Origin of the sequence: Morganella morganii (assembly GCF_019243775.1) — a bacterium.
GTDB classification, from domain to species: Bacteria; Pseudomonadota; Gammaproteobacteria; order Enterobacterales; family Enterobacteriaceae; genus Morganella; species Morganella morganii.
Genome location: NZ_CP069157.1, coordinates 3,080,109 through 3,101,184, shown reverse-complemented (window position 1 = coordinate 3,101,184; position 21,076 = coordinate 3,080,109). Strand labels below are relative to the sequence as shown.

19 protein-coding genes and 1 pseudogene are annotated in these 21,076 nt (G+C 52.1%); 15 read left to right on the top strand and 5 right to left on the bottom strand.

The annotated features are described in order from the left end of the window. Positions 1–5 precede the first annotated feature (5 nt). The 3 genes from JL661_RS14860 to JL661_RS14850 all read left to right on the top strand — a co-directional run bounded on the left by JL661_RS14860 (position 6) and on the right by JL661_RS14850 (position 3,221). Positions 6–1,379 carry an acyclic terpene utilization AtuA family protein gene (locus tag JL661_RS14860; RefSeq protein ID WP_004239011.1) on the top strand — a complete coding sequence of 458 codons (1,374 nt, stop codon included), beginning with the start codon at positions 6–8 and terminating at the stop codon, positions 1,377–1,379. Continuing rightward, positions 1,376–1,693 carry a DUF4387 domain-containing protein gene (locus tag JL661_RS14855; RefSeq protein WP_004236121.1) on the top strand — a complete coding sequence of 106 codons (318 nt, stop codon included), beginning with the start codon at positions 1,376–1,378 and terminating at the stop codon, positions 1,691–1,693. Before JL661_RS14860 ends, JL661_RS14855 begins: the two co-directional genes overlap by 4 nt. 232 nt (positions 1,694–1,925) lie before the next feature. Then, the gene (locus tag JL661_RS14850; RefSeq protein ID WP_004236120.1) at positions 1,926–3,221 is read left to right on the top strand and encodes a dicarboxylate/amino acid:cation symporter; all 1,296 of its coding nucleotides are present in this window, start codon (positions 1,926–1,928) and stop codon (positions 3,219–3,221) included. Between the two features lie 142 nt (positions 3,222–3,363). Here the strand turns inward: JL661_RS14850 and nirD are convergent, their stop codons facing one another. From nirD to JL661_RS14825, 5 genes and pseudogenes are all read right to left on the bottom strand, one after another. Next, positions 3,364–3,699 (bottom strand): nitrite reductase small subunit NirD, encoded by a 336-nt coding sequence (gene nirD, locus JL661_RS14845; protein WP_004236118.1) that lies wholly within the window; start codon positions 3,697–3,699, stop codon positions 3,364–3,366. Positions 3,700–3,701: 2 nt separating this feature from the next. Continuing rightward, positions 3,702–6,242, bottom strand: a complete 2,541-nt coding sequence (gene nirB, locus JL661_RS14840; protein WP_062773451.1) for a nitrite reductase large subunit NirB — start codon at positions 6,240–6,242, stop codon at positions 3,702–3,704. A 335-nt stretch (positions 6,243–6,577) separates the two neighbouring features. Further along, positions 6,578–7,760, bottom strand: a pseudogene (locus tag JL661_RS14835) (MFS transporter). Between the two features lie 83 nt (positions 7,761–7,843). Next, positions 7,844–8,818 (bottom strand): sugar phosphate isomerase/epimerase family protein, encoded by a 975-nt coding sequence (locus tag JL661_RS14830; protein WP_036413845.1) that lies wholly within the window; start codon positions 8,816–8,818, stop codon positions 7,844–7,846. Positions 8,819–8,835: 17 nt separating this feature from the next. Beyond that, on the bottom strand, positions 8,836–9,546 hold the full coding sequence (locus JL661_RS14825; RefSeq protein WP_004236111.1) for a UTRA domain-containing protein: 711 nt from the start codon (positions 9,544–9,546) through the stop codon (positions 8,836–8,838). A 959-nt stretch (positions 9,547–10,505) separates the two neighbouring features. On the opposite strand from JL661_RS14825, the gene eutS reads away from it, so the two are divergent. From eutS to eutA, 12 genes are all read left to right on the top strand, one after another. Further along, the gene (eutS, locus tag JL661_RS14820; protein ID WP_004236109.1) at positions 10,506–10,841 is read left to right on the top strand and encodes an ethanolamine utilization microcompartment protein EutS; all 336 of its coding nucleotides are present in this window, start codon (positions 10,506–10,508) and stop codon (positions 10,839–10,841) included. A gap of 27 nt (positions 10,842–10,868) precedes the next feature. Then, positions 10,869–11,315: a EutP/PduV family microcompartment system protein gene (gene eutP, locus JL661_RS14815; RefSeq protein WP_036418865.1), complete on the top strand. Its 447-nt coding sequence runs from the start codon at positions 10,869–10,871 to the stop codon at positions 11,313–11,315. 12 nt (positions 11,316–11,327) lie between these two features. Then, on the top strand, positions 11,328–12,092 hold the full coding sequence (eutQ, locus tag JL661_RS14810; protein WP_004236107.1) for an ethanolamine utilization acetate kinase EutQ: 765 nt from the start codon (positions 11,328–11,330) through the stop codon (positions 12,090–12,092). 11 nt (positions 12,093–12,103) lie between these two features. After that, the gene (eutT, locus tag JL661_RS14805; RefSeq protein WP_004239002.1) at positions 12,104–12,949 is read left to right on the top strand and encodes an ethanolamine utilization cob(I)yrinic acid a,c-diamide adenosyltransferase EutT; all 846 of its coding nucleotides are present in this window, start codon (positions 12,104–12,106) and stop codon (positions 12,947–12,949) included. After that, positions 12,939–13,961 carry a phosphate acetyltransferase gene (gene pta / locus JL661_RS14800; protein WP_004236104.1) on the top strand — a complete coding sequence of 341 codons (1,023 nt, stop codon included), beginning with the start codon at positions 12,939–12,941 and terminating at the stop codon, positions 13,959–13,961. The genes eutT and pta overlap by 11 nt, the downstream gene beginning before the upstream one ends. Before the next feature lie 38 nt (positions 13,962–13,999). Further along, the gene (gene eutM / locus JL661_RS14795; RefSeq protein WP_004236103.1) at positions 14,000–14,293 is read left to right on the top strand and encodes an ethanolamine utilization microcompartment protein EutM; all 294 of its coding nucleotides are present in this window, start codon (positions 14,000–14,002) and stop codon (positions 14,291–14,293) included. A gap of 143 nt (positions 14,294–14,436) precedes the next feature. Beyond that, positions 14,437–14,724: an ethanolamine utilization microcompartment protein EutN gene (eutN, locus tag JL661_RS14790; RefSeq protein WP_004236102.1), complete on the top strand. Its 288-nt coding sequence runs from the start codon at positions 14,437–14,439 to the stop codon at positions 14,722–14,724. Between the two features lie 38 nt (positions 14,725–14,762). Next, complete coding sequence (locus JL661_RS14785; protein ID WP_004236100.1) at positions 14,763–16,199, top strand: aldehyde dehydrogenase family protein; 1,437 nt, start codon at positions 14,763–14,765, stop codon at positions 16,197–16,199. A 98-nt stretch (positions 16,200–16,297) separates the two neighbouring features. Beyond that, positions 16,298–17,143: an ethanolamine utilization protein EutJ gene (eutJ, locus tag JL661_RS14780; RefSeq protein WP_004236098.1), complete on the top strand. Its 846-nt coding sequence runs from the start codon at positions 16,298–16,300 to the stop codon at positions 17,141–17,143. Next, the gene (locus JL661_RS14775; RefSeq protein WP_062773425.1) at positions 17,133–18,335 is read left to right on the top strand and encodes an iron-containing alcohol dehydrogenase; all 1,203 of its coding nucleotides are present in this window, start codon (positions 17,133–17,135) and stop codon (positions 18,333–18,335) included. Before eutJ ends, JL661_RS14775 begins: the two co-directional genes overlap by 11 nt. A 48-nt stretch (positions 18,336–18,383) precedes the next feature. Beyond that, entirely contained in the window at positions 18,384–19,649 is a 1,266-nt protein-coding gene (gene eutH / locus JL661_RS14770) for an ethanolamine utilization protein EutH (RefSeq protein ID WP_036413848.1), read from the top strand. A 2-nt stretch (positions 19,650–19,651) separates the two neighbouring features. After that, positions 19,652–21,070, top strand: a complete 1,419-nt coding sequence (eutA, locus tag JL661_RS14765; RefSeq protein WP_004238997.1) for an ethanolamine ammonia-lyase reactivating factor EutA — start codon at positions 19,652–19,654, stop codon at positions 21,068–21,070. Positions 21,071–21,076: the final 6 nt, after the last annotated feature.

Here is a 21,076-nt window from a genome sequence, read left to right as displayed (position 1 = left end):
GCATTATGTCCAGGACATTTAAAATCCTGTCCCCTACTGCCATCCTGGGGTACGGATTTCCGGAAGAGAGTTTTATGAAGGCGATGGAAGAATCGCCGGATCTTATCGCCGTCGACGCCGGGTCTTCTGACCCGGGTCCTCACTACCTCGGTTCCGGTAAAGCTTTTACCGACCGTGCCGGGGTAAAACGCGACCTGCGTTATATGCTGAAAGCCGGTGTGAAAAACAATATTCCGGTTGTCATCGGTACTGCCGGTGGTTCAGGTGCACAGCCTCATCTGGAATGGTGCCGTGAAATCATTCTGGAACTGGCAAAGGAAGAAGGTCTGTCATTCAAGATGGCCCTGATCCCTGCGGATGTTGAGAAGAAAACCGTTCACGAAGCGCTGGATGCAGGCAAAATCACGCCGCTGGCGTTCGTGCCTGAACTGACGCATGAAGTGATCGACGAAAGTACCTATATCGTTGCTCAGATGGGTGTCGAGCCGTTCCAGGAAGCACTGGCAGCCGGTGCTCAGGTTGTTCTGGCCGGCCGTTCTTATGACCCTTGCTGCTTCGCGGCTCTGCCGATTATGAAAGGGTTTGACGAAGGTCTGGCACTGCACTGCGGTAAGATTCTGGAGTGTGCGGCAATCGCAGCCACCCCGGGTTCCGGCTCTGACTGTGCAATGGGTATTATCGACGAAACCGGTTTCACCCTGAAAGCATTCAACCCGATCCGTAAGTTTACGGACACCTCAGCAGCGGCTCACACCCTGTATGAGAAATCCAACCCGTACGTATTACCGGGACCGGGCGGTGTGCTGGATCTGAAAGAGTGTAAGTTTGAAGATCTGGGTAACGGGCAGGTTCGTGTAACCGGTTCACGCCATGTATCAACACCGTATACCGTTAAACTGGAAGCTGCACGTCCGGTCGGTTACCGCACCATCACTATCGCCGGTACGCATGACCCTATCATGATCGCCGGTATGGATAAGATTCTGGTGGAAGTGCGTAAAAGTGTTGAGAAAAACCTCAGCATCGACCCTGATACCGTGAAAATGAATTTCCATCTGTACGGTAAAAACGGTGTGATGGGTGACGCAGAACCTGAAACTGTGACCAAGAGTTATGAGCTGGGTATTTTACTGGATGTTGTTGCTCCTACCCAGGAGCAGGCAGACAGTATCTGTTCCCTGGCACGTTCCACTATGCTGCACTACGGGTATGATGGCCGTATCGCCACCGCGGGCAACTTAGCCTTCCCGTTCTCTCCGTCGGATATCCGTGCCGGTAAAGTGTATGAGTTCTCCATCTATCATCTGATGGAATACACCCCGGATATTAAATTCACATTCCGTATGGAGAATGTAACACCTGAAGGAGTGGCGAAATGAAAAAGTCAATTTTAGAATTAGCCAAAGTTGTGCGTTCTAAAAACTCCGGTCCGTATGAAATTGTGATGGATATTTTATTCAAGGATAAAGAAACTTATACCGCGGTAAAAAATTCAAAACAATTTAATAAAGACTTAGTCGCTGGTCTGTATTGTGTGAAACCTGACTTTATCGATAATATTGTCTGGTTTGACCCGGCGAATGCTGTGAAAATTGTAATGCCGAGACATATTGTTTCTGGTGCTGTCGGAGATACCGATGTTTATGGTGCCCAGCAACATGCGCCTTTATTAAAAATGGAATTTGATATTTAACAATATCAGTCATTCAATATCTCATTAGTACGACAACTCGGTGTGGCGTACGGGGTTCCCCCGCGCTCCACATCGATTTCAGAAACAGAAATCGTCATTTTTCTCAGTGTGATGTATAAAATTATTTAATATTTAAAGCCACGGAAGGCTGGGTAAAAATAACTGAAATAAAATTTCAGAGGATATTAAGTAAGTTGAGAATAAATGCGACCCAACACAGAATGGAATTATTATGAAATCGAAGAGTTTAACCACTTGGATAGTCATTGGTCTTATTGTCGGTGTGATTGTCGGCTTCAGCTTTAATGAAATGGCATCTGCTGAATTTAATAAGGTCTATGCAAAAGATATCTCCATTATTACCGATATCTTCTTACGTCTGATTAAAATGATTATCGCCCCATTGATTATATCAACACTGGTTGTTGGTATCGCGAAAATGGGTGATGCGAAAACGTTAGGTCGTGTTTTCTCCAAAACACTGTTCTTATTTATCTGCGCATCCTTTATCTCAATCCTGTTAGGTCTGGTTATTGTTAACCTGTTCCAGCCGGGCGCAGGTATTAACTTCGTTGCGGATACTGCCGGTGCGGTTCAGGGTATTGTGGAACCTGTTCCTTTCTCCTTCAAAACCTTTATTGCTCATGCGATTCCGACCAGTATCGTTGATGCAATGGCGCGTAACGAAATTCTGCAGATCGTTGTATTCTCAATCTTTATGGGTATCAGCCTCTCCGCTATCGGTGAGAAAGGCCTGCCGATTGTGAATGTGCTGGAATCCCTCGTCAGCCTGATGCTGAAATTAACCGGTTACGTCATGCTGTTCGCACCACTGACAGTGTTTGCCGCTATCTCAGGTATGATTGCAGAGCGTGGTCTGGGTGTTCTGGTCAGCGCCGGTATCTTTATGGGTGAGTTCTATTTCACACTGGCGATGCTGTGGGTGATTCTGATTGGTCTGGCTGCGGTGGTTGTCGGCCGCTGTATCTTCCGTCTGACCAAAGGTATCACTGAACCTGCACTGCTGGCATTCACCACATCAAGTTCTGAAGCTGCATTCCCGGGTACTCTGGAAAAACTGGAAGAGTTCGGTGTTTCCAACAAGATCGCCAGCTTCGTACTGCCAATCGGTTACTCCTTTAACCTCGTCGGTTCAATGGCTTACTGTTCATTCGCGGTTATCTTTATCGCTCAGGCATGTAACATCACCCTGTCTATGGGTGAGCAGGTTACCATGCTGCTGATTCTGATGCTGACATCGAAAGGGATGGCCGGTGTACCGCGTGCGTCTCTGGTGGTTATCGCGGCGACACTGAACCAGTTCAACATTCCGGAAGCGGGTCTGATTCTGCTGATGGGTGTGGATCCGTTCCTCGACATGGGCCGCTCTGCCACTAACGTAATGAGTAACGCCATCGGTGCCGCTATCGTCGGCCGCTGGGAAGGTGAGCACTACGGTGAAGGCTGCCGCGGAAAACCAAAGGCAGTTATTGAACCTCCGGTAGCACAGGCCACAACGTCAGCCTGACCGGTCGTTCAGAATAAACAAGACAGGCGCGGTACAAGGGATACAGATACCGCGCAACAATAAAAAATCAGTTTTATGTGTTATATACTAAGTATTAAGCGCAAAATGCCCTCAGTCATTTTGCGCTTTTTTTTGTATGGGGTTACTGCGGCACGGCGGAAACACTCACAGTGCCATCCGTCACCTTAACGGCAAAGGCGGCGACGGAATATGCGGCGTCTTCCGCACACAACCCGTCCGTCAGCCGGAAACGCTGTTTTTTCAGCGGACTGACAATCCACAGCGAGCCGTCATGCTCTGCAATTAATCCGCGCGACAGCACACTGGCCTGCGCAAAAGGATCGATATTACTCAGGGCAAAAATGCGCTCGTCCGGATAAGGACGGAACAGCGCCACCTGTTCACCCTTTACCAGCGCACACACACCGGTTCCCGGGGTGATATCACTGACCTGACAAACCGTAATCCATTGACTCATGATTATTCCTCCCCGATCAGAGTGACAGCAATCCGCTCTTCCGGGCGGGCCGGACGATGTTGTGAGCGCTCACTTACCATTTGCACATTCGGATCCGGCAGCGGGCTGTTAACAAAGTGACTGAAGCGTTTGCGGGCATGCGGGTTGTTCACCGTTTCCTGCCACTCGCAGGTCACTTTTTCGCGCAGCTGCGCCAGTTCCTGCTCCAGCTGTGCATTGAGCCCCAGTTTATCGCTGACAATCACATCCCGCAGGTAATCAATCCCGCCCTCCAGGCTTTCCAGCCAGGTGGATGTCCGGCTGAGTTTGTCGGCGGTGCGGATGTAAAACATCATAAAGCGGTCGATGTAGCGTATCAGGGTCTCTTTATCAAGGTCAGCCATCAGCAGATCGCCGTGGCGCGGTTTCATGCCGCCGTTTCCGCAGACATACAGGTTCCAGCCCTTGTCGGTGGCGATAATCCCGATATCTTTCCCCTGCGCCTCCGAGCACTCGCGGGTGCAGCCCGAGATGCCGAATTTCATTTTATGCGGGGTGCGGATACCTTTATAACGGTGTTCCAGCTCAACGCCCAGCGCGGTGCTGTCACCGACCCCGAACCGGCACCATGCCGTGCCGACACAGGTTTTCGCCATCCGCAGTGCTTTGGCATAGGCGTGCCCGGTTTCAAATCCGGCGGCGATCAGTTTTTCCCAGATAGCCGGTAAATCCTGCTTTTGCGCCCCGAACATGGCAATGCGCTGTGAGCCGGTAATTTTGGTATACAGATTGTATTCCTGTGCAACTGTACCGATAGCCAGCAGACCTTCCGGGGTAATTTCGCCGCCCGGTGAACGCGGGATCACCGAGTAGGTGCCGTCCTTCTGCATATTAGCGAGGAAATTATCGTTGGTATCCTGTAACGGTACCAGGTCGTCGCGCAGAATATAGTCATTCCGGCAGGACGCGAGCAGGGAGCCGATGGTCGGTTTACATACTTCACAGCCGTAACCTTCGCCGTAGCGGCCCAGCAGCTCATCAAAGGTAGTGATTTTTTCCACGCGGATCAGGTGATACAGCTCCTGGCGGGAGTAGGCAAAATGCTCGCAGAGGTGATGATTCACCTCAATACCCAGATTAGTCAGTTCTGCATTCAGCACCTGAGTGATCAGCGGAACACACCCGCCGCAGCCGGTACCGGCTTTGGTTTCCGCTTTGATATCCGCAACCGTCTGGCAACCGTTATGAATGGCCTGAATAATGTCTCCTTTGGTGACATCAAAACAGGAACAGATTTGTGCACTGTCCGGCAGGGATTCCACGCCGATCGCCGGTTTGCTGCCGGCGTGTGCCGGGAGGATCAGAACATCCGGATTTTCCGGCAGTTCGATACGGTTCAGTGCCAGTTGCAGCAGATTACCGTAATCTTCGGTATCCCCGACCAGCACCGCACCCAGCAGATATTTATTATCGTCGCTGACAATCAGCCGCTTATAAACCTCATTGGCTTCATCGAGATAAATATAACTGTGGCAGCCGTCGTCTGTCGCATGTGTATTGCCGATACCACCGACATCCACACCCAGCAGTTTCAGTTTTGCGCTCATATCCGCACCGGTAAACTGATTCTCCTTCCCCAGCAGATGATCAGCCGCCACCTGTGCCATTTTGTAGCCCGGTGCCACCAGTCCGTAAGTTCTGCCGTGCCATGACGCGCATTCCCCGATAGCATACACATCCGGGTCAGATGTCTGACACTGGTCATTAATCACCAGACCGCCGCGCTCCGCCACGGCCAGTCCGCACTGACGGGCAAGCCGGTCACGCGGGCGGATCCCGGTGGAAAAGACGACAAAATCGGTCTCCAGCGATGAACCATCGGCAAAATGCAGCACTTTGCGGCTCTCTCCGCTGCCGGATGCGGTAATTTCCGTGGTGTTTTTGCCGGTATGTACCGTTACACCCATCCGTTCAATTTTCTGCTTCAGCTGTTCACCGCCGAGCGCATCGAGCTGTTCCGCCATCAGGACTGGCGAAAATTCAATAACATGGGTTTCAATACCCAGGTTTTTCAGGGCCCCGGCGGCTTCCAGCCCCAGCAGACCACCGCCGATCACCACACCTTTGCGGCTGCGGCGGGCGCAGGCTTCAATGGCATTGAGATCTTCAATCGTCCGGTAAACAAAACAGTCGCGGGTATCACTGCCTTTGATCGGCGGGATCCACGGATAAGAGCCGGTCGCAATCACCAGTTTGTCATAATGCACAGTGCGGCCGGTATTGGTATGCAGCACCTTTTCCTGACGGTTAACGGTAATCACCCGCTCATTGATTAATACCGAAATATTGTGTTTTTCATAGAAACCGGGTTTAACCAGGGATAATTCTTCCGCCGTATGATGAGAAAAATAGGAGGAGAGATGCACGCGGTCATAAGCGACACGCGGCTCTTCGCAGAATACGGTGATATCGAACTGTCCGGCGTCCGCTTTATCGGTAAGCTCTTCGGCAAAGCGGTGGCCGACCATACCGTTACCGATGATTGCTAACTTGACGTTGCTCATTTCAGCCTCAGATTTTGTGTGGATTAAGGCTAAAAATACGGCGATCCCGGTTTTTCTCATTGATGTATATCAAATGCAGCTTAATCAATTCAGCTTATGTAATTCATTGCTTTAAATAATTTTTGTCAATACTCCTTAAGGGGTAGTGATGTATTGGTTTTTCAACCGGTTATTTTTACTCATTTAATGGCAAATATATATTTCACGACATATGACACAATTTCCGGATTAAAAGAAATATATTTAACTAAAGGTAAATATCTGAAATAGTCATCCGGAAAACAGAAACGGATAACACCACCGTATATCAGGGGGATGTTATCCGTACGGTATGATTAGCGGGAAGATGCCATCATATCAGCGCGAGCTTTGCGGTTTTTAATACTGATAATCAGAATACCGGAAGCGAAAGCGCCGCAGCAGGCAAACAATGCCATCAGGCCGAACACGATTTTGTAACCGGTCATGCCCGGATAGCTGTCGAGAATATGGCCGTAGAGGCTGAAGCAGAACATGGCCGGGGCATAACCGATAAAGCTGCCCAGTGCCATTGCAGCCCCGGTACTGGACTCTTTGATATTGGCTTCACCAATCGGCGCAAAGAAAATCGCGCGCTGAGTGAAAACAATAGTACCGAAGCCCAGTGTGCAGACCATACCCAAATACACCGGCATACTTTCGTGCGGCAGGAAAATAAAGGTGACCAGGACAATCACACTGATAATAAAGGTATAAAACAGGTATTTGGTCGGTGATTTTAAAATCTTATCCGCGATTAATCCGCCGATAGGGCCGCCGACCATTTTCAGGCAATACTGATTCAGAATACCGTAAATACCGGCCAGTGCGACAGGCAGTGCCGTCTTTTAATACCGCGCTGACGCCGGGTTTTTTCTCTTTATTTTCACCGGATTCATTCACCGGTTCGGTGACGGCGTGTTTATCATCTTTCAGGAACAGGAAGATAATACCACCGACCAGAATAGCCACGCCGGAATAAAATAAGATCCCCATTTTAAAACCGAGATAACCACTGCCGAACCAGGCAAAGACCGCAAGAGCGGAGAAGGCCACCACGGTATCGACCACACCGCGGCCGGTTTCAAAGAAGCCGAATATCCGGCCATGCTGTGAGCTGTTGCCCAGCAGGCTGACAGATTTTAATAATACCGGCCAGTTAAGCATATCGCAGGTGACACCAAATAATGCCCAGACAAATAAAATGCCCCAGTAGCCCGGCATTGTGGATAAATACACACCCAGCAGGCCGGTTGCAATTAATGAGAATGAAATTGTCAGACGGCGCGGTAATTTGTCAGAAAAATAAATAGATAAAAAGAAACCAATGGTCGTCACAATTGAGTTTACTGACATGGCATTACCAATCTGACCATTTGTCAGATGGAAATATTCCTGCATCGGAACATAAAAGGCGTCTTTCAGTGACGGTAATTTATAGATAGTACCGCCACACAGAACTAACAGGCTGAATATAGCCCATCTTTTTTTATCAAGCATAGTGTGCCTCCCGACTGAAAAATAATTTTCAGCCAGTATTGAGTGTTGTTTTTAAATTAATGGTGTGTAGTGCTGATATTTTTTTATTTATGAATAACGGCGAGTGCCTCTGTCTTTATTTCATCAATGACGTTACGGACATAAATCAGCTGATTGACGGCATCTTCTTTTTCACGGGCGAGACGTTCTTCAATTTCATTTTCAGGTAACGGTGTTTCACTCAGCTGACGCCACGGGATCCACGGATCATTCCCTTCATTTTTAAAACGGAAGGCCGGTGCGTAATAATCCACTTCTTCTTCCAGCCCGTAGGAAATAACCTGTGGTTTCTCTTCACCCAGACATATTAATGCCCGCAGCATCTCTTTAAACGGCAGATTACCTTCCCCGGAACGGCAGGCGGTATGGCCGAAACCATCACCTTCTTCCAGAATCACCGCATCCTTGATATGCACCTGAGTAATATGATCCTGCATGACTGCCAGGGCTTCCATTGGTAATTCACAGGCATTGATCATATTGCCGAAGTCAAATAACAGCGTCAGTTCCGGGAAATCAGCTTCTTTTATCAGCTTAACCAGCTCGTGGCTTTTTAAATCTTCATGCTGTTCCAGAACAAATGTCAGACCGGAGTGCTGATAGTGTGTTTTTAAATAACCGATATCTGCGGAAATACGGCGGAGCACGTCAGACAGCGCACCTTCATAGCGCGGATAAAAACGGACAGAGCTTGCCCCGGTTTTCAGTGCGATTCTGACCGCATCATCCAGGGTTTTATTATCGGAGGCGCTGGTTTCAATATTAATATCCAGATGATAGCGTTTTGCCTTCTCTGCAAAAGCCTCAAGCTGTTCGTCTGTCATGGTTGAAAGAGATTGTGTTTCACCATCCAGCACATGTATTTTGACGCCCGGCAAATGATGTTCGTTTGCGATATCCAGTAAGTCACCCGGCAATATTTTTTCAAAACGCATATTCAGATGATAGGCGTAGGCATGCAGATATAACGGTAATTTATCTGCACGTTCAATAATCCGGCGGGCATCATCAGTATTCATGATTCAGATTCCTGTGTCTAAAGCTCAACAAAAAAATAAACAGATTCAAACCGCCAGTACTCAATGTCGATTTGAACGATATTATGTTCCGCATCACAGCGGTATTTTTCCACCCGGATGCCGGGGGAATTCGCTGTACAGCCGATAGCCTTACTGGCGGTTTCCGGCATCCGGGCCGGTTTGAATGCCAGTCCGGCAGTCGTGGTGGTGATATTGTATTTTTCTTCCCAGATTGCCGCGAAAGAGTGGTTATCCAGTTTTGCGGTAAAGTCCGGACCGGCAGCCGGGTTAATATAGGTCTGGTGCCAGAACACTTTATGCCCGTCCAGTGCCCCCCATCCGGTAATGAGATACACCGCATCACCGGCCGCAAGACCGAATTTACCGGTAATCTCCGCAGGGGCATCAGTGACCGTCAGTTTGTCTGTGTATTCCCATGACGGTACCCGTCCCTGTGCTTTTGCCGCCTGATTAAAACTTGCCGGGGATTTCGGGTTGTAATTGAAGACCGGCAGGGCTGCGAACCACCCGCTGCGGTTTTTGCGGAAGATCTTTCCGTCATTTTCCAGGCTGAGCAGTGCCTGGCGCAGTGACATCCGGTTGACACCGAGTTGTTCTGTCAGCGGACGTTCTGCGGGCAGCTTGTCTCCGGGCGCGATAACGCCGGCGGTCAGCATGGCATCGAGTTTCTCTCTGGCAAGATCAGCTGCAGTTTGTGTTGTTTTCATCGGATGACCTTTTTTTTGGTTTAAACCAGATTGGTTTATGCGTTACGTGAGTGCTATTGTACGTACAAGTGAGGAAGTGATAAATAAATGTCAATTTGCGGGATACTTCACACTCTGCCGGTGATCCGGCGAAAATCCCCGTTGTGACCGGTTTCTCATTCCGGATTGATAAAAATAGCAGGCTGTCTGCTTTATTTTTTATCAGACGGGAAAATAACAGAAAATGAATATTTATCTCACTGGTTCTTATAACTATTTTATTTCCCCGTTCGTATCATAAGAAAAATCTATATCCTGATAAAAAAGGCTATTTGATTTTATTTGCCGGACACACCCGCTGGTACAGTATAAAAAAGATTAATATCCGCGAGCTGGCAAATTACCCGGCCGTGATGTACGTACAGAATAACAGTGATTTTCTCAGTGAAATGTTTTTTATGGAAGAGGCGATTGTGATTGAGGACCCGGACCGGGTTATCTATACCCATGACCGAGGATCGATGAATAATATATTATCAAATACAAACAGTTACACAATAGGGATAGGATGTCTTATCGAGGATATCATCCCGGAAGAAGAGGACCTGTTTATCAGTCTGCTCAAGCAGTCGCCGGATAAAAACTTTATTCGTGACACACAGAAATAATCACACCGCGAACCCGCTTTCTCTCTTATTGCCTTACCGGAATATCGCGGGTAAGGCAATTGCTGTATTTTACGCATTTCAGTACTACGTATTTTGCTTATTACCGCATCTGAAACAATCCTGTGACAAATAACAGATTCAATTTCCGTGCCTTTTCCCCGGGTGATCGCTGTTTGTTACCAAATTAACAATTCTGCCAATTAGTGATCTGTTTCAACATTTAATCGTGATTGCCGATTTTTGTTATCCCCTTTTTAAGAGTGTGACTAGGATTGAATCAATTCTTATGAGGAGAGTGACGAGGTAAGCACGATGGAAAAGGAACGTATCATCCAGGAATTTGTTCCCGGCAAACAGGTCACGCTGGCGCATCTGATTGCGCATCCGGGCAGTGATCTGGCGAAAAAAATTGGGGTTCCCGGTGCTGAAGCCATCGGCATTATGACGCTGACACCCGGCGAAACCGCAATGATTGCGGGTGATCTTGCCACAAAGGCCGCTGGTGTGGATATCGGCTTTCTTGACCGTTTCACCGGTGCTCTCGTGATTTACGGCTCTGTCGGCGCAGTGGAAGAAGCATTGATCCAGACTGTACGCGGGTTAAGCCAGCTCCTCAATTATGCCGTTTGTGATATCACCCGCAGCTGAGCGGGTGCAGTTAAGGATGCCGTCTGAATGAAACGAATTGTGTTTGTGGGTGATGTGGGTGCAGGAAAAACGACATTATTCAATGCGTTGCAGGGAGATTTTGATCTTGCGCGTAAAACACAGGCGATTGAGTTCAATGATGAAGGCAGTGTTGATACTCCGGGTGAATATTTCAGCCATCCCCGTCTCTACCACGCGCTGATTAATACGCTGGCAGATTGTGATGTGCTGGTTTATGTCCACGCGGCAAATAACCCGGAGTGCCGGATCCCTGCCGGATTACTCGATATCTATCCCCGTATGCGCCGCTTTGCGGTTATCAGCAAAGCCGATGCACCGGATGCGGATGTGCCCGCCGTGCGCGAGCTGCTCTCCACGCGGGGGTTTGAGGAACCGTTACTTGCCATCAACAGCCTTGATCCTGATGACGTCCTGAAAGTGAAACAGTTTTTGGCCACAGCCGACAGCCAATAAGAGGAATATCCGATGAAGAAACTAATAACGGCCAATGACATCCGGGAAGCACACGCAGCGGGCAAAACCCGTCTGGATGTGGTGCTGAAAGAGAGCATTGTCACGCCGGAAGCCCATGTTGTGGCTGAACAATTGGGCTTTGTGATTTGTGAGGTGGATGCCGCACAGAACAGCGCACCGGCCGCCGCACCGCTGGCCGCAACCGCCGGAACAGAACCCAATATTTCATCCGCAGAGCGTCAGAAAATCCGCGAGTGCATTATCGCGCAGCTGCCTGACGGCAATGTCACCGAAACCCTGATTGCACAATTGGTCGATAAAGTGGTGCAGGAGCGTATCGCGCAGATTAAAGCGAAAGTGGCGGCATTCAAACCGGCGGAAGAGAACACTGATACCCCGAATACCCAGAGCTACCGCAGTGTCACCGGCAAAGGCGGCATTAAAGTGGTCGACAGCAGCTCGGTTAAGTTCGGTAATTTCGATGGTGCGGGTCCGCACCGTGTCGGGATTGCGGATCTGATCACCGCGCAGGACAACAGCAGCATGGCTGCCGGGTTTATGCAGTGGGAAAACGCATTCTTCCCGTGGACACTGAATTACGACGAAGTGGATCTGGTTCTGGAAGGCGAGCTGCATGTGCGCCATCAGGGCGAAACCATGATCGCGAAAGCCGGGGATGTGATGTTTATTCCGAAAGGCTCCGCGATTGAGTTCGGCACACCATCCACTGTCCGCTTCCTGTATGTGGCCTGGCCGGCTAACTGGCAGGATTGCTGAGGGGTATCGCCATGACCTTTATCACTGAAGACTGGTTGCGGGATAACTTTACGCTGAGCGAAGGCAGTGAAATTCATCTGCCTGCTGACAGCCGGATGACACCATCCGCCCGTGAGCTGATCGAAAGCCGCCGTTTACAGGTGAAATTTCAGGATAAACAAGGTCGTCTGTTTGTGGAAACGCCGGATGAATCCGGTAAAACCGAAACGGCTGTCCCTGACCTGAAAGCGGTACACGGGTTAACCAGTAAGGATAAAGCGGATGTCGCGGCCTGCGAATTATGCCATCAGCCGGTGGCGAAAAAGCCGGACACGCTGACACACCTTAACGGTCACACCATGGTGGCGAAAAATGATCCGCGTCTGGCCTTCCGCGCCGCGCTGGATGCCACCATTGCCGAAGCCGTCTGGTTACAGACTGAATTTGCACAGACGCCGCTGAAAGGCTGGCTGGCGGATATCCGCTCTGTGCTCGGCAATATTATGCGTGCCGATGCGCTCAATGAACCGCTCGGTGAGCAGAGTATTGCGGATCTGAACGCGGATGAGCTGCACAAGCTGTCTCATAATCCGCTGAAATACCTGGGTCATGACCATATCGTTCCGGATGTGAGTCACGGCCGTGATGCGGCGGCGCTGAACCTGCTGCGGACCAAAGTCCGTGAAACGGAAGTCAGTGCGGCACGTATTTATATCGATTGTTATTTTCAGGTCATCCGCCCTGACATTATGCAGGCGCTTAACCGCCTCTCCAGTGCGGTGTATGTCCTGATGGTGATGGTGGTGCGCGAAGGCGGCGTAATGACCACACAGGCTCTGAAACAGGCTCTGATGCAAGGGGGAACACATGCTCATTGAACGATGCCGTCAGCAGGCAAAACTGAACCCGCCGCGGGTGGTTCTGCCGGATGCGCTGGATGAGCGCGTGATCCACGCCGCCCGTTATCTGAAACAAAATGGTCTGGCGGAGCCTGTTCTGCTGGCAAACCCGTTTGCGCTGCGTGATTTCTCGCTGCGTACCGGTGTCATTATGGACGGCCTGAGCACCATTGATCCGGACAGTGCGGATGAGTGGCGTGCAGAGTTTGCGGATACCATCACCGCGCGCCTCGGCGAAAAAGCCCCAGAAGATGCGGATGAGGCCATGCGCCAGCCGCTGTGGTTCGGTGCCGCCATGGTTGCCGCCGGAAAAGCGGATTTATGTGTGGCGGGGAATATCTCGTCAACCGCCGCTGTTCTGCGGGCCGGGCTGAAAGTGATCGGCCTGAAGCCGGGCGTTAAAACATTATCATCTATTTTCATCATGTTGCCGCCGGGAACGGAAGGCAATGTGCTGGGTTTCGCTGATTGCAGTGTCGTACCTCAACCCACTTCTGCACAGCTGGCGGATATTGCGCTGAGCAGTGCGGAAACCTTCACGGCAATCACCGGTGAAACCGCGCGTGTGGCGATGTTGTCTTTTTCAACAGCAGGCAGCGCGAAACATCCTAATGTGGCGATGGTGCAGCAGGCGGTGGAAATTATTCATGCACGCGCCCCGCAGTTACAGGCGGATGGTGAACTGCAGTTCGACGCGGCATTTGTGCCAAGTGTCGCTGCGCAAAAAGCCCCGAACAGTGAGTTAAAGGGGCGGGCAAATGTCATGGTCTTTCCGTCACTGGAAGCAGGCAATATCGGTTACAAGATTGCCCAGCGTCTCGGCGGTTACCGGGCACTCGGCCCGCTGATTCAGGGATTAAATGCACCGGTGCATGATTTGTCACGCGGCTGTAATGCCCGCGACATTATTGAACTGGTGCTGGTAGCACAAACACAGTTAGCTCAGGCCGGACAACCTGTCCGCCGCACTGAAGCAGAAAGCGTTATTTAAACCGGTCCCTGATGGGATCTCAATGAGAGGAAAATATCATGGAAGCATTAGGACTGATCGAAACTAAGGGTCTGGTTGCATTAATCGAAGCATCCGATGCGATGGTCAAAGCAGCACGCGTTAAATTAGTCGGTGTTAAACAAATCGGCGGTGGTCTGGTAACAGCCATGGTGCGCGGTGATGTTGCAGCATGTAAAGCAGCGACTGACGCAGGTGCGGCAGCAGCTCAGCGTATCGGTGAACTGGTCTCTGTACACGTTATTCCTCGTCCGCATGGCGATCTGGAAGAAGTGTTTCCTATCAAAATGTCCGGCGATAAATCAATCGATTAATCGTTGTTAGCGTGGCGTGCTTCTGACGCCACGCGATTTTAATCTCCCGGTTTTTTTGCTGTCACTCAGACGGCAGGGGATTTTTTTACCTGAAATCCGTAGCCGGCTGTATTCAGGCTGCTGAAATATAAAGAGAGGTGAACATGAAACTGGCTGTCGTTATCGGACAAATCGTGTGCACCGTGCGTCATCCCGGACTGGAATCCGACAAGTTACTGCTGGTGGAAATGATTGACCGCCAGGGGCGTCCTAACGGTGAGGTGGCCGTCGCAACCGACAGTATCGGTGCGGGTAATGGTGAATGGGTGCTGATCGTCAGCGGAAGTTCGGCGCGGCGTGCTCAGAGCAAAGAAGCGTCACCGGTCGATCTCAGCATCATCGGCATTGTGGATGAGGCCGTTATGGAAAGTCAGGTGATTTTTCATAAATAAATCGCCGCAACGAGTCACAGAAAGAGGCGTGGGTGAATATGGATCAGAAAGAAATTGAGAATGTGGTAAAAGCGGTTCTGGCCAGCATGAGTGCGGGCACACAACCGGCGGCTGCATCAGCGGCACCACAGCAGGCGGCAGCCTCACAGAATAACGGTTTCGGGGTGTTTGAATCCCTGGATGATGCCGTTCTTGCCGCCAAAGAAGCACAGAAATCATTAAAAACTGTTGAAATGCGTAATCTCTGCATCGGCGCAATCCGCCGTGCGGCAACAGAACATGCCCGCGAACTGGCGGTTCTGGCTGTTGAAGAGACCGGCATGGGCCGCGTGGAAGATAAACTCGCGAAGAACTTAGCACAGGCAAACGGCACCCCGGGTGTTGAGTGTCTGCGTCCTGAAGTGTTAACCGGCGACCACGGTTTAACCTTAATCGAAAATGCGGCATGGGGTGTTATCGCCTCTGTCACACCATCCACTAACCCGGCGGCGACGGCAATCAACAATGCCATCAGTATGATCGCCGGGGGTAACAGTGTGATTTTCGCGCCGCATCCGGCAGCGAAAAAAGTCTCACAGCGCACCATCACGATTCTGAACGAAGCCATTGTTGCCGCAGGCGGCCCGAACAACCTGCTGGTGACTGTCGCCAAACCGGATATCGAAACCGCACAACGTTTATTCAAATATCCGGGGATCGGCCTGCTGGTCGTGACCGGGGGTGATGCGGTGGTGGAATCCGCCCGCAAACACACCAACAAACGTCTGATCGCGGCCGGTGCCGGTAACCCGCCGGTCGTGGTGGATGAAACTGCCGATATCGAACGTGCGGCGAAAGCCATTGTTCACGGTGCATCATTCGATAACAACATCATTTGTGCGGATGAAAAAGTGCTGATCGCGGTTGACTGCATTGCAGACAAACTGATCACCGAAATGCAGCGTAATCACGCGGTATTACTGACCCGCGAACAGAGCGAGAAGCTGATCCCGGTTCTGCTGAAGAATGTTGATGAAACCGGCCACGGCACTGTCAGCCGCGACTGGGTAGGCCGTGATGCAGCGAAAATTGCTGCGGCTATCGGTATGACTGTGCCGGCAGATACCCGTCTGCTGATCGCGGAAACCGACTGCAAACATCCGTTTGCCGTCACTGAACTGATGATGCCGGTTCTGCCGATCATCCGCGTGAAAGATGTGGATCAGGCGATTGACCTGGCGGTGAAACTGGAAGGCGGCTGCCATCATACCGCAGCGATGCACTCCAATAACATCAGCAACCTGAACCGCATGGCGAATGCCATCGATACCAGTATTTTCGTGAAAAACGGACCGTGTATTGCCGGTCTGGGACTGGGCGGCGAAGGCTGGACAACCATGACGATCACCACACCGACCGGTGAAGGTGTGACCTGTGCGCGGACGTTCGTTCGTCTGCGCCGCTGCACCATGGTGGATTCATTCCGCATCGTGTAAGCCGCTGCGGTGGGGCCTGCGGGCTTCACCGCTTTTTTCCCGGTTAGTGTGAGTTACTCACGTTAACCCTGACGTTATGTTTTAAACCGGAGGAACCGATGGTTCAACGCAATCAGGAATGGCTGGCATCGCGCTTACAGCGGGCAGCGGAAATCTGTAATCAGCCGCAGGCGGGTGATCACAAAGATGCGCCGTTGTGGCTGGGGATCGATCTCGGTACCTGTGATGTGGTGTCCATGGTGGTGAATGCGGAAGGTCAGCCGGTCGCGGTGTGCCTGGACTGGGCAGATGTGGTGCGCGACGGTGTGGTCTGGGATTTCTTCGGTGCGGTAAAAATCGTTAATAAACATCTGGATGCGCTGGAAAAACAGTTCGGTTTCCGGTTTGAGGTGGCGACAACGTCATTCCCGCCGGGAACAGATCCGCGTATCTCCGTGAATGTGCTGGAATCTGCCGGTCTGGTGGTCGCCAGAGTGCTGGATGAGCCGTCTGCGGTCGCTGACATGATGGGGCTGGATAAAGCCGCTGTTGTGGATATCGGCGGCGGTACCACCGGGATCGCGATTGTGCAGAAGGGCGAAGTGACCCGCTCCGGCGACGAAGCCACCGGCGGTCATCATATTTCCCTGACCTTGGCGGGCAACCAGCGCATTGAACTGGAAGATGCCGAGCAGATGAAGCGTGAGCGCGGTGAAAGCATCTGGCCGGTTATTCGTCCGGTATACGAAAAAATGACGGATATCGTCGACGATCATATTCGCGGTGAGGATGTGACTGAACTGTGGCTGGCGGGCGGCTCCTGTATGCAGCCCGGTGTGCAGCCGCTGTTTCAGGCGCGTTTCCCGCATCTTACCGTGGTACTGCCACAGCATTCTATTTTTATGACGCCGCTGGCGATTGCTGTCTGCGGTGTATCTCAGGGAGAAAACCGTCATGCCGGATAATCGTTTACCCGCGGCTGGGGTTCAGTCCGCTATCTATCAGGCGCTTGATTTGGTGAATGCCCGTCAGGTGCGTGAGTTTTCTGTCCCGCCGACCACATTAATCGGCCCGGGCGCCGTCGGCCGCAGCGGGGATGTTCTTGCGGAGCGCGGAATTAAGCACGTTTTTATTATGGTGGACGGCATGCTGTTACAGGCCGGTCTTACCGATGTGCTGGAGCGTAATCTGAGCCGCAGCGGCATTGCATATGAAATCTGGCCGTGCCCGCCGGGCGAGCCGATGGATAAAGATGTGTTCCGTACCGTTGAGCATCTGCTGAGCGTGCAGTGCGACGGCATTATCGCCCTCGGCGGCGGGTCGGTGCTGGATGCGGCGAAAGCCGTGGCGGTGCTGGCTGCCAATCCGGATCTGCCGCTGGCGGATATGATGCCGGGTGCGGCGCTCAATCCGCGTCTGCCGTTTATCGCTATCCCGACCACTGCCGGTACCGGCTCTGAAGCGACCAATGTTTCCGTGATTATTACTGCGGAAAATCATATCAAACTGGTGCTGGCACACAGCCAGTTACTGCCTGATCTCGCCATTATTGATGCCTGTCTGACACTCGGTGTTCCGCCGCATGTGACAGCAATGACCGGTATCGATGCCTTAACACATGCGATTGAAGCGTATGTGGCGAGCAACGTCACGCCGCTGACACAGGCGCTGGCACTGCGGGCGATCTCCATGATCAGCCACGCGCTGCCGATCGCTGTCGGTCAGGGGCATGATATCAAAGCCCGTGAGGACATGATGCTGGCTTCTTATATGGCCGGGATGGCGTTCTCCAATGCCGGTCTGGGGCTGTGCCATGCGATGGCGCATCAGATTGGCGCGGCATACAACATTCCGCACGGCAAGGCGAACGCCGTCATGCTGCCGCAGGTAATGCGTTTTAACCGCCTGGTCTGCAAACAGGCGTACAGCGAAATTGGTCATGCGCTGACTCAGCGGCCGATGACCGACATGGAGGCCATTGAGGCCGTGGAACAACTGATCAGTGACGTGGAACTCGCGCAGACGCTGCCATCCCTGGGCGGAAAACGTGAGGATTTCGATGGTTTTGCCAAAGCGGCATTGCAGGATATCTGCATCAAAACCAATCCGCGCGCGGTCACAGCGGCTCAGATAACGGCGATTTACGAGTCAGCCTGAGTCAATCAATAAGAACAGCCTGCGCGACAGGCACGGAAGGAGAAGGGTATGGGCATTAATGAAATCATCATGTACATCATGATGAGTTTTATGCTGATAGCAGCCGTGGATCGTATCTTCAGCCAGTTCGGTGGCTCAGAGGCAATCCTCGGTAAAATCGGCCTGGGTAAAGTCGGGAAAGGCATTGCCGGTTCCGGTGAACAGTTTGAAGAAGGCTTTATGGCAATGGGTGCACTGGGTCTGGCAATGGTCGGTATGACCGCGCTGGCACCGGTGATCGCCATGCTGCTCGGGCCGGTGATTATTCCTGTCTATGAAATGCTGGGTGCGAACCCGTCAGTGTTTGCGGGCAGTATTCTGGCCATCGATATGGGCGGCTTCTTCCTCGCAAAAGAGCTGTCCGGCGGTGATGTGGCAGCGTGGTTATATTCCGGCGTACTGCTGGCATCCATGATGGGTGCGACCATGGTGTTCTCTATCCCTGTTGCGCTGGGCATTATCGAGAAGAAAGATCGCCGTTTCCTGGCACTCGGTGTGCTGGCCGGTATCGTGACCATTCCGGTCGGCTGTATTGCCGGTGGTCTGGTGGCGAAATTTTCCGGTGTGGAAATTGACGGTCAGGTCGTGGATTTCAGCATGACCATGCTGCTGGTCAATATGATCCCGGTGATCATCGTGGCGGCGCTGGTGTGCCTCGGTCTGAAATTCATTCCTGAGAAAATGATCAACGGCTTCCAGATCTTCGCCAAAATCCTTGTTGCCATCATTACTATCGGCCTGGCCGCAGCTGTGGCGCAGTTCACTGTGGGCTGGAACCTGATTCCGGGCCTGGATCCGATTTTCATGGCAGAAGGTGATGTGCCGGGCAAAGTGATGCGCGCCATCGAAGTTATCGGTTCTATCTCTGCGGTGCTGTTAGGGGCGTACCCGATGGTGCTGCTGCTGACCCGCTGGTTTGAAAAATCCTTTATGAAGATCGGCAGCCTGCTGAAAATCAACAACATGGCCGCAGGCGGTATGATCGCGACTCTCGCGAACAACATCCCGATGTTCGGCATGATGAAGAAAATGGATACCCGTGGCAAAATCATCAACTGTGCGTTCTCCGTGTCCGCTGCCTTCGCACTGGGTGACCACCTGGGCTTTGTGGCCGCTAACATGGCTCCGATGATCTTCCCGATGATTGCAGGGAAAATTATCGGCGGTATCACTGCGATTTTCGTTGCCATCATGATGATGCCGAAAAATATTGAGCAGGAAGATGCCGCTGCGGCCGCTGAAGCTGCTGCTGAAAGCGTCGCGGAGGAGAAATAAGCATGAAAACCCTCGAACTCTTAAGTGTCGGTATTGACGTGGGCACCACCACTACACAGGTGATTTTCTCCCGTCTCGCTCTGGTAAACCGCGCGGCGGTGTCACAGGTGCCGCGTTATGAGTTTGTGGATCGCAAAATTATCTGGCAGAGCCCGGTTCTGTTCACGCCGGTGGATAAAGACGGCCACCTGCGTGAGGAAGAGCTGCTGGCGCTGGTGCTGGATCAGTACGCCGCCGCCGGGATGGACCCGGCGACGATTGACTCCGGTGCCATCATCATTACCGGTGAAACCGCTAAAACCCGCAATGCGCGTCCGGCTGTGGTGGCGTTATCCCAGAAACTCGGGGATTTCGTGGTCGCCACCGCCGGGCCACATCTGGAATCGGTGATTGCCGGTTTCGGATCCGGTGCCCAGACACTTTCTGAGCAGAAGATGGCGCGGGTACTGAACATCGATATCGGCGGCGGCACAGCAAACTACGTGCTGTTCGAAGCCGGTCATGTGATCAGTTCCGCCTGCCTGAACGTCGGTGGCCGTCTGTTCGAAACAGACAGTAGCGGACGCGTCACTTATGTGCACGCGCCGGGCCGTCTTATCGCCCGTGACTGCTTTGGTGAGCAGACCGATCCGATGTCCCTGACACCGGCACAGCTGAATACCATTGCCGACCGCATGAGTGAGCTGCTGTATGAAGTGATCAGCGGCAATCTCACCCCGCTCGGGCGTGAGCTGCTGATGACGGACGGCCTGCCTGCGGAAAGTTCTTTTTATGCGGTCACACTGTCCGGCGGTGTCGGGGAGTGTTACAGCAATCCGGAAAGCGGTAATGATTTCCGTTTCGGTGATATCGGGCCGCTGCTGGCACAGGCGATACACCGCAATGCGGATTTCAGTGCTTTACCGATGCAGACTCCGGCACAGACTGTCCGTGCCACGGTGATCGGCGCCGGTGCGCATACGCTGTCCCTGTCCGGCAGCACCATCTGGCTGGACAGCATCACGCTGCCGGTCCGCAATATTCCGGTGGTACATCCGGCGCTGGGCCGCGCGGATGATGAAGATCTGGTGAATACCTGGAGCCGCGCCCTGACGCAGATGGATCTTAATCCGCAGCAGGATCTGTACGCGCTGGCCTTACCGGAATCACTGCCGACTAACTACGCCTCGGTACAAAGCTGTATCGATGCTCTGGAACGCTTTACCAAAACATACCCGAACACCATGCCGCTGCTGGTGATCGCGGGACAGGATTTCGGTAAGGCACTGGGCATGCTGCTGCGTCCGCTGATGAACGGCCGCGAACTGGCTGTTATCGACGAAGTTATCACGCACACAGGCGACTATATCGACATCGGCACGCCGTTATTCAGCGGCTCTGTCGTCCCTGTTACTGTTAAATCACTCGCATTTCCTTCCTGAGGGAAC